At 71.4% G+C, this 13,384-nt stretch carries 11 protein-coding genes; 7 read left to right on the top strand and 4 right to left on the bottom strand.

Features of this window, described 5'->3' with window-relative positions; all coding sequences use genetic code 11:
* The first annotated feature begins 40 nt into the window (after positions 1 to 40).
* Positions 41 to 1,093 (top strand): DNA polymerase III subunit delta, encoded by a 1,053-nt coding sequence (gene holA / locus ACTWP8_RS11705; protein ID WP_443322078.1) that lies wholly within the window; start codon positions 41 to 43, stop codon positions 1,091 to 1,093.
* A 140-nt stretch (positions 1,094 to 1,233) separates the two neighbouring features.
* On the opposite strand, the gene ACTWP8_RS11700 is transcribed toward holA, so the two are convergent.
* Positions 1,234 to 1,881: a hypothetical protein gene (locus ACTWP8_RS11700; protein WP_443322077.1), complete on the bottom strand. Its 648-nt coding sequence runs from the start codon at positions 1,879 to 1,881 to the stop codon at positions 1,234 to 1,236.
* A 745-nt stretch (positions 1,882 to 2,626) separates the two neighbouring features.
* A complete protein-coding gene (rpsT, locus tag ACTWP8_RS11695) occupies positions 2,627 to 2,893 on the bottom strand; it encodes a 30S ribosomal protein S20 (RefSeq protein WP_443322076.1) in 267 nt (88 codons plus the stop codon).
* A 230-nt stretch (positions 2,894 to 3,123) separates the two neighbouring features.
* On the opposite strand from rpsT, the gene lepA reads away from it, so the two are divergent.
* The 4 genes from lepA to hemW all read left to right on the top strand — a co-directional run bounded on the left by lepA (position 3,124) and on the right by hemW (position 9,317).
* Positions 3,124 to 4,998 (top strand): translation elongation factor 4, encoded by a 1,875-nt coding sequence (lepA, locus tag ACTWP8_RS11690; RefSeq protein ID WP_443322075.1) that lies wholly within the window; start codon positions 3,124 to 3,126, stop codon positions 4,996 to 4,998.
* Positions 4,999 to 5,207: 209 nt separating this feature from the next.
* Positions 5,208 to 5,753 carry a hypothetical protein gene (locus tag ACTWP8_RS11685; protein WP_443322074.1) on the top strand — a complete coding sequence of 182 codons (546 nt, stop codon included), beginning with the start codon at positions 5,208 to 5,210 and terminating at the stop codon, positions 5,751 to 5,753.
* Positions 5,754 to 6,039: 286 nt separating this feature from the next.
* Positions 6,040 to 7,914 carry an AMP-dependent synthetase/ligase gene (locus tag ACTWP8_RS11680; RefSeq protein ID WP_443322225.1) on the top strand — a complete coding sequence of 625 codons (1,875 nt, stop codon included), beginning with the start codon at positions 6,040 to 6,042 and terminating at the stop codon, positions 7,912 to 7,914.
* 170 nt (positions 7,915 to 8,084) lie between these two features.
* Positions 8,085 to 9,317: a radical SAM family heme chaperone HemW gene (hemW, locus tag ACTWP8_RS11675; protein ID WP_443314846.1), complete on the top strand. Its 1,233-nt coding sequence runs from the start codon at positions 8,085 to 8,087 to the stop codon at positions 9,315 to 9,317.
* 50 nt (positions 9,318 to 9,367) lie between these two features.
* Here the strand turns inward: hemW and ACTWP8_RS11670 are convergent, their stop codons facing one another.
* Together ACTWP8_RS11670 and ACTWP8_RS11665 are read right to left on the bottom strand one after the other, a co-directional pair.
* On the bottom strand, positions 9,368 to 10,195 hold the full coding sequence (locus tag ACTWP8_RS11670; RefSeq protein WP_443322073.1) for a DUF3097 domain-containing protein: 828 nt from the start codon (positions 10,193 to 10,195) through the stop codon (positions 9,368 to 9,370).
* 35 nt (positions 10,196 to 10,230) lie between these two features.
* Positions 10,231 to 10,968: an MBL fold metallo-hydrolase gene (locus ACTWP8_RS11665; RefSeq protein ID WP_443322072.1), complete on the bottom strand. Its 738-nt coding sequence runs from the start codon at positions 10,966 to 10,968 to the stop codon at positions 10,231 to 10,233.
* Between the two features lie 203 nt (positions 10,969 to 11,171).
* Here ACTWP8_RS11665 and hrcA point away from each other — a divergent pair, with 203 nt between their 5' ends.
* Positions 11,172 to 12,188: a heat-inducible transcriptional repressor HrcA gene (gene hrcA / locus ACTWP8_RS11660; RefSeq protein ID WP_443314849.1), complete on the top strand. Its 1,017-nt coding sequence runs from the start codon at positions 11,172 to 11,174 to the stop codon at positions 12,186 to 12,188.
* A complete protein-coding gene (gene dnaJ / locus ACTWP8_RS11655; protein ID WP_443314850.1) occupies positions 12,189 to 13,325 on the top strand; it encodes a molecular chaperone DnaJ in 1,137 nt (378 codons plus the stop codon).
* Positions 13,326 to 13,384 lie beyond the last annotated feature (59 nt).

Raw genomic sequence — 13,384 nt, 5'->3', positions numbered from 1 at the left:
AGGGCCGGATTGTCAGTGGCACGTGGGATGCTGGACCACGATGGCCAGGAAGACTGCGACTACCGCGACTACCGCGACTACCGCGACTACCGCGACTACCGCGACGACGACTTCGACGACCGACGATGCGCTCGCCCCCGTCACGCTCGCCGTGGGCCAGGAGGACCTCCTCCTCGACCGCGCCGTGCAGCACGTGGTCGCCGCGGCGCGGGCCGCCGACGCGGACACCGACGTGCGCGAGCTCACCCCCGACGCGCTGCAGCCCGGCACGCTCGCCGAGCTGACCAGCCCGTCGCTGTTCGCCGAGCGCAAGGTCGTCGTGGTCCGCAACTCCCAGGACCTGTCCGCCGACACGGTCAAGGACGTCAAGGCGTATCTCTCCGCCCCCGCCGAGGAGATCACGCTGGTCCTGCTGCACGCGGGCGGCCCCAAGGGCAAAGCGTTGCTCGACGCGGCGCGCAAAGCGGGGGCCCGCGAGGTCGCCTGCCCGAAGATGACCAAGCCCGCCGACCGGCTGGCGTTCGTACGGTCCGAGTTCCGCGGCGCGGGCCGCTCCGCGACGCCCGAGGCGTGCCAGGCGCTGGTCGACGCGATCGGCAGTGACCTGCGCGAGTTGGCGAGCGCCTGCTCGCAGCTCGCCGCGGACGTCGAGGGCACGATCGACGACGCCGTCGTCGCCCGCTACTACACGGGCCGCGCCGAGGCATCCAGCTTCACGGTCGCCGACCGGGCGGTGGAGGGGAGGACCGCGGAGGCCCTCGAGGCGCTGCGCTGGTCGCTGGCCACCGGCGTCGCTCCCGTCCTGATCACCAGCGCGCTGTCCCAGGGCGTACGGGCCATAGGCAAGCTCGCCTCCGCACCGCGCGGCATGCGCCCCGGCGACCTGGCCCGCGAGCTGGGCATGCCGCCGTGGAAGATCGACCGGGTGCGGCAGCAGATGCGCGGCTGGTCGGCCGACGGCGTATCGGCCGCGCTGCGGGCGGTGGCCGAGGCGGACGGGGCGGTCAAGGGCGGTGGGGACGACCCCGGGTACGCGCTGGAGAAGGCCGTGGTGGCGGTGGCCCGCGCGGCCCGCCCCGCGCGCCGCCGCTGACCGGCGTCGGAGCCGCGGTACGCGCTGCCGGAATCCGCGCCTTCCCGTCCCGCGGCCTTCTCGCCCCGCCGGAAACCCGCCGTCCCGTCCCCGCCGGGGTTCCCGCCCCGCGGACCTTCCCGCCCCCGCGAGAGGCCCCGCTAGCTCTTCAGCTTCGCCAGCGTCGCCTTCGTGTCCAGCTTCAGCATCTCCTCGACCTCCGAGAGGTCCGGCTCCGTGACTCCGGTGTCGTTGGAGGAGACGTAGTTGCTCCAGCTGATCTGGTACGTCATCCAGCCCTCGCGCACCGCGAGATACGCCGACGAGCCGGTCTCCCGCGGCTCTTCAGGTGTCACCAGGTACGCCACGTCGCCGATGCCCGCGACCTTCCGCACGGCGTACGCGTTCTCGTCGTCGCCCCGCTGCTCGAAACTCTCGTACTGGGCGGCGAAGTTGGCGGCCGGGTCGGTCTTCTTGTAGAGCCACATCTCCACGCTCACGGTCGCGTTCGAGTACTCGGCGCCCGAGGGCTTCAGCGTGGTCGTGCACCACATGGCGTCCAGCGCCTTGTGGGTGGTCGCCTCGCTCGTCGGCTTCGATTCCTCCTCCGGGTACTCCTCCTTGAGGGCCGAGAGGTCGGTGTCCGGGCAGATGTTCTTGCGGAACTCGTAGCCCGCGAGGTCGGGGCTGCCGCTCCCTTCCTGCCCCTGGTCCGCGAACCCGCCGGGCGCGAAGACGACGGCGGTCCACACGGCGGAGGCGAGGACCGCCCCGCCCAGCGCCCACAGCCAGCTGCGGCTCCGCCCCACGGCGGACGGCCCACCGGGTGCGAGCGGCCCGGGAGGCACGGGAGGGCCGAAGCCGTATCCACCCGGCTGCGGCGGCACGTACGGCCCCTGCGGGCCAGGCCCGCCAGGCCCGCCAGGCCCACCAGGCCCACCAGGCCCACCAGGCCCACCAGGCCCACCAGGTCCCCCGGGTTGGGCATGGCCGGGCGGGCCCGGCAGGCCAGGCGGCTGCTGCGGCTGAGCCCCGTACGGCTGGGCGGCGTATGGATTCGGCTGATCCCCCGTTGTCGACATGCGGTGAAGATACCGGACGTGTACGTGTACGGAACTGCGCCAACTGCACGTGCACGCCGCAGGGTCGGCTCGCAGTGCCTGCGCCAGGAAGTTCGAGGCGGGCGATGGCCTCGGCTCCGTACAGCCGGTAGCCGCCCTCGGGCCGTCGATCGGGCGGCGGCACGCCGACGTCCGACCAGGAGCGGAGTGCGGACGGAAACACCGGTCCGGTTGGCGAGTTGCCCGAGAGAAACCGGAGAGAAACCGGAGAGAAACCCGAGAGAAAGCAGCGTGGAAAAACAGCGATGCCCCCGGAGTGGGTCCGGGGGCATCGACGTAGCGTGGCGTACTACGTGGCCTGTCGCGCTTCGAGGTAGAGGGCTCGAAGGTGCCGCATCGACAGTCGGCCCGGCTTGCGAAAGCCAGGGCGCGTGCGGCGCGAGGGCTGCCGTTCGGTGTCGGCCCCGGGGCAGCAGCCCTGGAGCCCGGGGTGTCAGCCCTGGAGGGTGGAGACCCGCTGAGCCAGCGCCGACTTCTTGTTGGCGGCCTGGTTCTTGTGGATCACGCCCTTGCTGACGGCCTTGTCGAGCTTGCGGGTCGCCTCGCGAGCGGCCGCGGTGGCCTTCTCGACGTCGCCCGCCTCGACGGCCTCACGGGTCTTGCGGATCGCGGTCTTGAGCGAGGACTTGACGGCCTTGTTGCGCAGGCGCGCCTTCTCGTTCGTCTTGTTCCGCTTGATCTGGGACTTGATGTTCGCCACGTAAAGAGCCTTTGCAGGTTCGTCTGGATTCTTGCGCTTGGTTCTCGGGCCGGATCCCTGAGGGATCCCCGAGCTGCGCCGCGTGTGAGAGGGCACGAGGCACAGCGCCCCAGGCTACCAGCAGCCGTGATGGCCTCCCAAACCGGTCGTCCCCCGGCGGCCGTGGGACTATGGAGGCTACGTATCGATCCGACCAGAGGCGGCAGACGCCTCAAGAAACAGGACCCTGCGTGCCCGCGACCCCTATCAACGTGCCGGAGCCGAGCCGTACCGACCCGGCGCGGATCCGCAACTTCTGCATCATCGCGCACATCGACCACGGCAAGTCGACGCTCGCCGACCGCATGCTGCAGCTCACCGGCGTCGTCGAGCAGCGCCAGATGCGCGCCCAGTATCTCGACCGGATGGACATCGAGCGCGAGCGCGGCATCACGATCAAGTCCCAGGCGGTCCGGCTGCCCTGGGCGCCGACCACCGGGGAGGGTGAGGGCAGCACCCACATCCTCAACATGATCGACACCCCGGGCCACGTGGACTTCACCTACGAGGTCTCCCGCTCCCTCGCGGCCTGCGAGGGCACGATCCTGCTGGTGGACGCGGCCCAGGGCATCGAGGCGCAGACCCTCGCCAACCTCTATCTGGCGATGGAGAACGACCTCACGATCATCCCGGTCCTCAACAAGATCGATCTGCCGGCGGCCCAGCCGGAGAAGTTCTCCGAGGAGCTGGCGCACCTCATCGGCTGCGAGCCGGACGACGTCCTGAAGGTGTCCGCCAAGACCGGCATCGGCGTGGACGTGCTGCTGGACAAGGTCGTCGCCGAGATCCCGGCCCCGGTGGGCGTCGCCGACGCCCCGGCCCGCGCGATGATCTTCGACTCGGTCTACGACTCGTACCGCGGCGTCGTCACGTACGTTCGCGTCGTCGACGGGCAGCTCAGCAAGCGCGAGCGGATCAGGATGATGTCGACCGGCGCCTCGCACGAGCTGCTGGAGATCGGCACCAACTCGCCCGAGATGACCCCGGCGGACGGCCTCGGCGTCGGCGAGGTGGGCTATCTGATCACCGGCGTGAAGGACGTCCGCCAGTCCAAGGTCGGCGACACCATCACGCAGCTGACCAAGGGCGCCGAGAAGCCGCTCGGCGGCTACAAGGACCCGAAGCCGATGGTGTTCTCGGGCCTCTATCCCCTGGACGGCTCCGACTACCCGGAACTCCGCGAGGCCCTGGACAAGCTGCAGCTCAACGATGCCGCGCTGGTCTACGAGCCGGAGACCTCGGCCGCGCTCGGCTTCGGCTTCCGCGTCGGCTTCCTCGGCCTGCTGCACCTGGACGTCATCCGGGAGCGGCTGGAGCGCGAGTTCGGCCTCGACCTGATCGCCACCGCGCCCAACGTGGTCTACCGCGTGCTCATGGAGGACGGCACCGAGCACACGGTCACCAACCCGAGCGAATTCCCCACCGGCAAGATCGCCGAGGTGCACGAGCCGGTCGTACGGGCCACCGTCCTGGCCCCGAGCGAGTTCATCGGCGCGATCATGGAGCTCTGCCAGAACCGGCGCGGCTCGCTGCTCGGCATGGACTACCTCTCCGAGGACCGCGTCGAACTGCGCTACACGCTGCCGCTCGCCGAGATCGTCTTCGACTTCTTCGACCAGCTGAAGTCCAAGACCCGCGGCTACGCCTCGCTCGACTACGAGCCCACCGGCGAGCAGACCGCCGACCTGGTCAAGGTCGACATCCTGCTGCACGGCGACAAGGTCGACGCCTTCTCCGCGATCACGCACAAGGACAAGGCGTACGCGTACGGGGTGCGGCTGGTCGCCAAGCTCCGCGAGCTCATCCCGCGGCAGAACTTCGAGGTGCCGATCCAGGCCGCCATCGGCAGCCGCGTCATCGCCCGCGAGACGGTCCGCGCGATCCGCAAGGACGTCCTCGCCAAGTGCTACGGCGGTGACATCTCCCGTAAGCGGAAGCTGCTGGAGAAGCAGAAGGAAGGCAAGAAGCGGATGAAGATGGTCGGCAGCGTGGAGGTCCCGCAGGAGGCCTTCATCGCGGTGCTGTCCACCGACGAGTCCGGCGGCGAGGCGAAGGCGAAGAAGTAGGACCAGGACGTAAGGCGCCCGTTCTCTGCATCCGGGGGGCGGGCGTCTTCGTGTGGCATCCGGGTGAATGCCGGGCGTTCCTGTTTCTCCCGGGAGAAACGTGCCGTTACGCACGGCGGCAGCGGTGTTCCGGGCAGGCCGCGGCGCGTGGCCCCCCGGGCGGTACGACGGTCGTGCCGCGCGGACACCGCCCGGGAAGGGATGCTGAAGTGAAGTACACGAAGGCTGCCGCCGTCGTCGTCGGCTCCGTCATGGCCCTCGGAACCGGATCATCCGCCTTTGCCGACGGCGGCGGCCAGGACTCCCCCGCCGCCTACGCGAGGACGCCGGCGGGCAAGATCAACCTGCTGGAGGAGCAGCCGTTCGCGAACGTCAAGAACCCGGCGGACCATCCGGTCAACGGCCTGCTGGGGTCCGTGGCCCGGGCGCTGCAGGGCAGCGGTCAGAAGCTCGACCCGAGGACGACCGAGGCCGCCCACAAGGCCGCAGGCAAGCACAAGGCCGCCCTCCAGGGGAACCAGGGCACGCCCGGCAAGGGCGGTCAGGGCGGCCAGGGCGGCCAGGGGAACACCAGGGCCCCCGGGCTGCTCGGCGTGACCGGCCTCGGCTCCGGGAACGTCGGCGGCTCCGGGAACGTCGGCGGGAACGGCAGCGGGAACGGTGCCTCCGGGAACGTCGGCGCGAACGTCGACGGGAAGAGGGGCGGCCCCGGCGGGAACGGCGGGCTGCTCGGTGGCCTGCCCGCGGCGGGCTGAGCCCGGGCCGCCGCCTGCGCTGTGCGCAGCGCGCGAGCGGGTCCGGACATGTCGATCCGGGCCCGCTTCTCCGTGTTCGTTCGCCATGACCGGCAGATGACGGATTCGTTCCCTCCGCTAGCGGGGAAGCGCCTCAACGAATGCGCTTTCACCCCTTACGCAAAGGCGGAACGCGCCCTACGCTGATGCCTTGCTCGAGGTTACTCGCCAGTTAAACAGTTGGCAGATGAACAGCTCCCACACAGCGCTGCCACGGGGCTCGGAGGATGTCGTGAGCGACACAAAGATGTTGATCGAAAGCCGGCCGCCCTCCGTGGCGACACTCTTCCTGGAGCGGGTCGAGGCCGCGCCGGATGCGGAGGCCTTCCGCTACCCCGTACCGCCCGCCTCCGGCGAGGGCCCGGACGACTGGCGCTCGCTCACCTGGAAGCAGTCCTCGGACCGGGTTCTGGCCATCGCCGCCGGCCTCATCGACCTCGGCGTACGTCCCGAGGAGCGGGTGGCCATCGCCTCCGCCACCCGCCTCGACTGGATCCTCGCCGACCTCGGCATCCTCTGCGCGGGCGCGGCCACGACCACGGTCTACCCGTCCACCAACGCAGAGGAGACGGCGTACATCCTCGCGGACTCCGGCAGCCGGATCCTGATCGCCGAGGACGGCGAGCAGCTGGCCAAGGTCCGCGAGCGGCGGGCCGAGCTCCCCGCGCTGGCGCACGTCGTGGTGATCGAGCAGGCTGACGCGCAGCCCGCTCCGGGCGACCCGGACGGCTGGGTGCTCTCGCTCGCCGACCTGGAGTGGCGCGGTACGGTCCACCTGGAGCAGAACCCGGACGTCGTACACAAGCGGATCAGCGCGATCACTCCCGAGCAGCTGGCCACGCTGATCTACACCTCCGGCACCACCGGCCGCCCCAAGGGCGTGCGGCTGCCGCACGACAATTGGTCGTACATGGCCCGGGCCATCGAGGCCAACGGCATGGTGAACCGCGAGGACGTGCAGTACCTGTGGCTGCCGCTGGCGCACGTCTTCGGCAAGGTGCTGATCTCGGCCCAGATCGGCGTCGGCCACGTCACCGCCGTGGACGGCCGCATCGACAAGATCATCGAGAACCTCCCGGTGGTCAAGCCGACCTACATGGCCGCCGTGCCCCGGATCTTCGAGAAGGTCTACAACGGCGTCGCGGCCAAGGCCCGTGCGGGCGGCGCTGCCAAGTACAAGATCTTCCAGTGGGCGGCGGGCGTCGCACGCGAGTACGCGAAGGTCTCGCAGGACAGCCTGCGCCGCACCGGCGTCAGGTCGGTGCCCCTCGGCCTCACGGTCAAACACACCATCGCCGACAAGCTCGTCTACGCCAAGCTGCGCGAGGCCTTCGGCGGCAATCTGCGCGCCGCCGTGTCCGGGTCCGCCGCGCTGGCGCCCGACATCGGCTACTTCTTCTCCGGCGCCGGCATCCACATCCTGGAGGGCTACGGCCTCACCGAGTCCAGCGCCGCCAGCTTCGTCAACCCGGGCGAGAACTACCTCACGGGCACGGTCGGCAAGCCGCTGCCCGGCACGGAGGTACGGATCGCCGACGACGGCGAGATCCTGCTGCGCGGCCCGGGCATCATGCAGGGCTACCACGGGCTGCCGGAGAAGACCTACGAGGTGCTGGAGCCCGACGGCTGGCTGCACACCGGCGACATCGGCGAGCTGTCCCCCGACGGCTTCCTCCGGATCACCGACCGGAAGAAGGACCTGATCAAGACGTCGGGCGGGAAGTACATCGCGCCGGCCGAGGTCGAGGGGCAGTTCAAGGGGGTCTGCCCGTTCGTCTCCAACATCCTGGTCCACGGGGCCGACCGGAACTTCTGCACGGCGCTCATCGCGCTCGACGAGCCCTCGATCACGGCCTGGGCCGCCGACCACGGCCTCGGCGGCAAGCCGTACGCCGACGTGGTCATGTCCAAGGAGGTCGAGGAGCTGGTCGGCGGCTACGTCAAGCGGTTGAACGAGGGGCTGCAGCGGTGGCAGACGATCAAGAAGTTCCGGATCCTGCCGCGCGATCTCGACGTCGAGCACGGTGAGCTGACGCCGAGCCTCAAGCTGAAGAGGCCCGTGGTGGAGCGCGAGTTCAGGTACCTGATCGACGAGATGTACGACGGCACACGCGAGGCGTAACCCCCTCCGGCGCGGCCCCGGCACCCCCACCCGGCCTCGCGCCGTTTCCCGCCCACCTGCCCTTTCAAGGGCAGGTGGGCGGGAAGGTTCCGGCGCGAAGCGCCGGTCGGGTGGAAGCGTGGCCGGGGCTCCCCGGTCGGCGGTTCCCCGGGGCGGGGGACAATGGGGGCATGCCATCCGCCCTGCCCGACGGCGAGCCCATGCCCAGCGACGGCGCACTGCCCCGTCACGCGCTCGCCGGCGCGGCCGCCCGTCCCCTCGGCTTCTACCTGCACGTGCCGTACTGCGCGACCCGCTGCGGCTACTGCGACTTCAACACCTACACCGCGAGCGAGCTGCGCAGCTCCGGCGGCGTTCTGGCCTCGCGCGACAACTACGCCGACACCCTGACCGAGGAGATCCGGCTCGCCCGGAAGGTGCTCGGCGACGACCCCCGCCGGGCCGAGACCGTATTCGTCGGGGGCGGGACGCCGACTCTGCTCGCCGCTGACGACCTGGGGCGGATGCTCGCCGCGATCCGGGACGAGTTCGGCCTCGCGGACGGCGCCGAGATCACGACCGAGGCCAACCCGGAGTCCGTGGATCCGCGCTATCTCGCAGAGCTCAGGGACGCCGGCTTCAACCGCGTCTCCTTCGGGATGCAGAGCGCGCGCCGGCACGTCCTGCAGGTACTCGACCGTACGCACACCCCCGGGCGCCCTGAGGCCTGCGTCGCGGAGGCCCGCGCCGCCGGGTTCGAGCATGTGAACCTGGACCTGATCTACGGGACGCCGGGGGAGAGCGACGAGGACTGGCGCGCCTCGCTGGACGCGGCGATCGGAGCGGGCCCCGACCACGTCTCCGCGTACGCGCTGATCGTCGAGGAGGGCACGCAGCTCGCCCGCCGCATCCGGCGCGGCGAGGTGCCGATGACGGACGACGACGTGCACGCCGACCGCTACCTCATGGCCGAGGAGACGCTGTCGGCCGCCGGTTTCCAGTGGTACGAGGTGTCGAACTGGGCCACGTCGGAAGCCGGGCGCTGCCGTCACAACGAGCTGTACTGGACCGGCGCCGACTGGTGGGGCGCGGGGCCGGGCGCGCACAGCCACGTCGGCGGCGTCCGCTGGTGGAACGCGAAGCACCCGGGCGCGTACGCGCAGGCGCTGAGCGAGGGCCGCTCCCCGGGGGCCGGCCGCGAGGTGCTCGGCGCCGAGGACCGCCGGGTCGAGCGGATCCTGCTCGAGCTGCGCCTCGGCGAGGGGTGCCCGCTGGACCTGCTCGCCCCGGCGGGCGCGCGGGCCGCGGCACGGGCGCTGGCGGACGGACTGCTGGAGCGGGGACCGTACGAGGCGGGCCGGGCGGTGCTGACCTTGCGCGGGCGGCTGCTGGCCGACGCGGTCGTACGTGATCTGGTCGACTAGCGCGCTCCCCTGCCCGCCCATCCTCCCGGGGCCTGGGGACGATGTGCGGGTCAGGCCGGAGCCGTGACGAAGTCGATCAACTCCTCGACCCGGCCCAGCAGGGCGGGCTCCAGGTCCTTGTAGCTGCGGACCGAACGCAGGATGCGCTGCCACGCGGCGCCCGTGTTCTCCGGCCAGCCGAGCGCCCGGCAAACCCCCGTCTTCCAGTCCTGGCCGCGCGGCACGGCGGGCCAGGCCGGGATGCCGACCGAGGACGGCTTCACGGCCTCCCAGACGTCGATGTAGGGGTGTCCGGCCACCAGCACGTCGGGGCCCGTCACCTCCGCCGCGATCCGGGACTCCTTCGAACCCGGGACCAGGTGGTCGACGAGCACGCCGAGGCGGGCGTCCGGGCCGGGCGCGAAGTCGCGGACGATCGCCGGAAGGTCGTCCACGCCCTCCAGGTACTCGACGACCACGCCTTCGATGCGCAGGTCGTCGCCCCAGACCCGCTCGACGAGCTCGGCGTCGTGCCGCCCCTCGACGTAGATCCGCCCGGCGCGCGCGACCCTTGCCCGCGCCCCGGGGACGGCGACCGAGCCCGACGCCGTACGGGTCGGCGTACGCGGGGCCGCCACCGAGGGGCGTACGAGCGTGACGACGCGCCCCTCCAGCAGGAAGCCGCGGGGCTCCATGGGGAAGGCGCGGTGCTTGCCGAAGCGGTCCTCGAGGGTGACCGTCGGGCCCTGGGCCGTCTTCTCGCAGCGGACGACGGCACCGCAGAAGCCGGTGGTGACCTCCTCGACCACCAGGTCGATCTCGGCCGGCACCTCGGGCGCGGGCTTCTGCTTCTTCCACGGCGGCGTGAGATCCGGCCCGTACTGTCTGCTGCTGCGCATCCGGCCGACACTACGGAGCCGTCGCCCCCGTGCGCCTACGACACGCCGAAGCGCGCCGCCAGCTCGTCGCGCTGGGCCCGGACGAAGCGGGCGTCGACCACCGCTCCGTGCCCGGGCACGTACAGCGCGTCCTCGCCGCCCAGGTCCAGGAGGCGGTCCAGCGCCGCGGGCCACTGCGACGGAATGGCGTCGGGCCCGGCCTGCGGCTCGCCCGACTCCTCCACCAGGTCGCCGCAGAAGACGACGCTCGGCGCGCCCCCGCGGCCCGGCACGAGCACCGCCAGGTCGTGGCCGCTGTGCCCGGGTCCGACGTTCACCAGCACCGCCTCGCGCCCGTCGCCGAGCGACACCGTCATGTCCCCGCTGATCAGGTGGTGCGGCCGGACCAGCAACTCGGCCGCCTCCGCCGCGGCCTCCCGGTCGAGCCCGTGCCGGATCGCGTCCTCGCGCAGCGTCGCGCGCGCCCGCTGCCCGCCCATCATCAGGTCCATCCGGATCGCGCCGTACACCTGCGTCCCCGCGAAGGCCGCGGCGCCCAGGACGTGATCGAAGTGCGGGTGGGTGAGCGCGAGATGCGTCACCTGGCGGCCGAGCATCTCCTCCGCCTGCCGCCGCAGCTCCGCGCCCTCGCGCAGGGTGGCTCCCGCGTCCACCATCAGCACCGCGGACGGGCCGTGGACGAGGCCCGCCGTCGCGTCCCAGCCGGGCAGCCTCCGCCGGGCGACGCCCGGCGCAAGCTGCTCCCAGCCCGCCTCTTCCCAAGTCCGGTTCATACGACGACGCTAGTCGCAGCCAGGTAGCGTTGCCCGCTGCCGGGTTCCCGCCGGCCGCCATCCCCGGCCGGCGGGAACCCGGCAGGTGGGCCGCCCTTGCCCTGGTCATACCAGTGCGCCGTACACTGGCTCGGGGGAAGCTGGCACTCAGACACAGTGAGTGCCAAGCAGAGGGCCGAGGAACCGCAGCTGGAGGTGTGCGCATGCTCAGCGAACGCAGACTCGAGGTGCTGCGCGCCATCGTCCAGGACTACGTGGGCACGGAGGAGCCGGTCGGCTCCAAGGCGCTCACGGAGCGGCACGGCCTCGGCGTCTCCCCGGCGACCGTCCGCAACGACATGGCGGTGCTGGAGGACGAGGGTTACATCGCCCAGCCGCACACGAGCGCGGGCCGTATCCCGACCGACAAGGGCTACCGGCTCTTCGTCGACAAGCTGGCGGGTGTCAAGCCGCTGTCCCAGGCCGAGCGCAGGGCCATCCAGAACTTCCTGGACGGCGCCGTCGACCTGGACGACGTGGTGGGCCGTACGGTCAGGCTGCTCGCGCAGCTGACCCGGCAGGTCGCGGTGGTGCAGTACCCGTCGCTGACGCGCTCGACCATCCGGCACGTGGAGCTGCTGTCGCTGGCCCCGGCCCGGATCATGCTCGTGCTGATCACGGACACCGGCCGCGTCGAGCAGCGCATGGTGGACCTCCCGGCGCCCTTCGGCGAGACCTCGCTCGCCGACCTGCGGGCGCGGCTCAACAGCCGGATCGTCGCCCGGCGGTTCTCCGATGTGCCCCAGCTCGTGCAGGACCTGCCCGACTCCTTCGACCCGGAGGACCAGGCCACCGTCTCCACGGTCCTGGCCGTCCTGCTCGAGACCCTGGTCGAGGAGACCGAGGAGCGCCTGGTGATCGGCGGCACCGCCAATCTCACCCGCTTCGCGCACGACTTCCCGCTGACCATCCGGCCAGTGCTGGAAGCTCTCGAGGAGCAGGTGGTGCTCCTCAAACTGCTCGGGGAGGCCAAGGACCCGGGCATGACCGTACGAATCGGGCATGAGAATGCTCACGAAGGACTGAACTCCACGTCGGTCGTCGCGGTCGGCTACGGTTCGGGCGACGAGGCAGTCGCCAAACTCGGCGTGGTCGGACCGACCCGCATGGACTACCCCGGAACGATGGGAGCGGTACGCGCAGTGGCACGTTACGTCGGACAGATCCTGGCGGAGTCGTAAGTGGCCACGGATTACTACGCCGTCCTCGGCGTGCGCCGCGACGCAGGGCAGGACGAGATCAAGAAGGCGTTCCGGCGCCTCGCTCGTGAGCTGCACCCGGACGTCAACCCGGACCCGAAGACCCAGGAGCGGTTCAAGGAGATCAACGCCGCTTACGAGGTGCTCTCGGACCCGCAGAAGAAGCAGGTCTACGACCTCGGCGGCGACCCGCTCTCCGGCGCCGCCGCCGGTGGCGGCGCGGGCGGCTTCGGCGCGGGCTTCGGCAACTTCTCCGACATCATGGACGCCTTCTTCGGCACCGCGTCGCAGCGCGGGCCGCGGTCGCGTACGCGGCGCGGCCAGGACGCGATGATCCGGCTCGACATCGAGCTGGACGAGGCGGCCTTCGGAACGACGAAGGACATCCAGGTCGACACGGCCATCGTCTGCACCACGTGCAGCGGCGAGGGCGCGGCGCCGGGGACGTCGGCGCAGACCTGCGACATGTGCCGCGGCCGCGGCGAGGTCTCGCAGGTGACGCGGTCCTTCCTCGGGCAGGTCATGACCTCGCGGCCGTGCCCGCAGTGCCAGGGGTTCGGCACGGTCGTGCCGAACCCGTGCCCGGAGTGCGCGGGCGACGGGCGCGTACGGTCGAGGCGCACGCTCACCGTCAAGATCCCGGCCGGTGTCGACAACGGCACCCGCATCCAGCTCGCGGGCGAGGGTGAGGTCGGCCCGGGCGGCGGCCCGGCGGGCGACCTGTACGTCGAGATCCACGAGCTGCCGCACGCGGTGTTCCAGCGCCGCGGCGACGACCTGCACTGCACGGTCACCATCCCGATGACGGCGGCCGCGCTCGGCACGAAGGTGCCGCTGGAGACGCTGGACGGGCTCGAGGAGGTCGACATCCGGCCGGGGACGCAGTCCGGGCAGTCGATCCCGCTGCACCAGCGCGGGATCACGCACCTGCGCGGCGGCGGGCGCGGCGACCTGGTCGTCCACGTCGAGGTCCAGACCCCGTCGAAGCTCGATCCGCAGCAGGAGGACCTGCTGCGGCAACTGGCGAAGCTGCGCGGCGAGGAACGGCCGCTGGGCCAGTTCCAGCCGGGTCAGCAGGGCCTCTTCTCCCGCCTGAAGGACGCCTTCAACGGCCGCTAGCCGTGGTGTGGGGGGTCTTTTTTAGGGGGGGGGGGGGGGTTCCCCCCTCCCCCCCAAAA

This window comes from Streptomyces sp. 7N604 (genome assembly GCF_052245475.1).
Lineage (GTDB): Bacteria > Actinomycetota > Actinomycetes > Streptomycetales > Streptomycetaceae > Streptomyces.
This window is presented reverse-complemented; position numbering and strand designations above follow the sequence as displayed.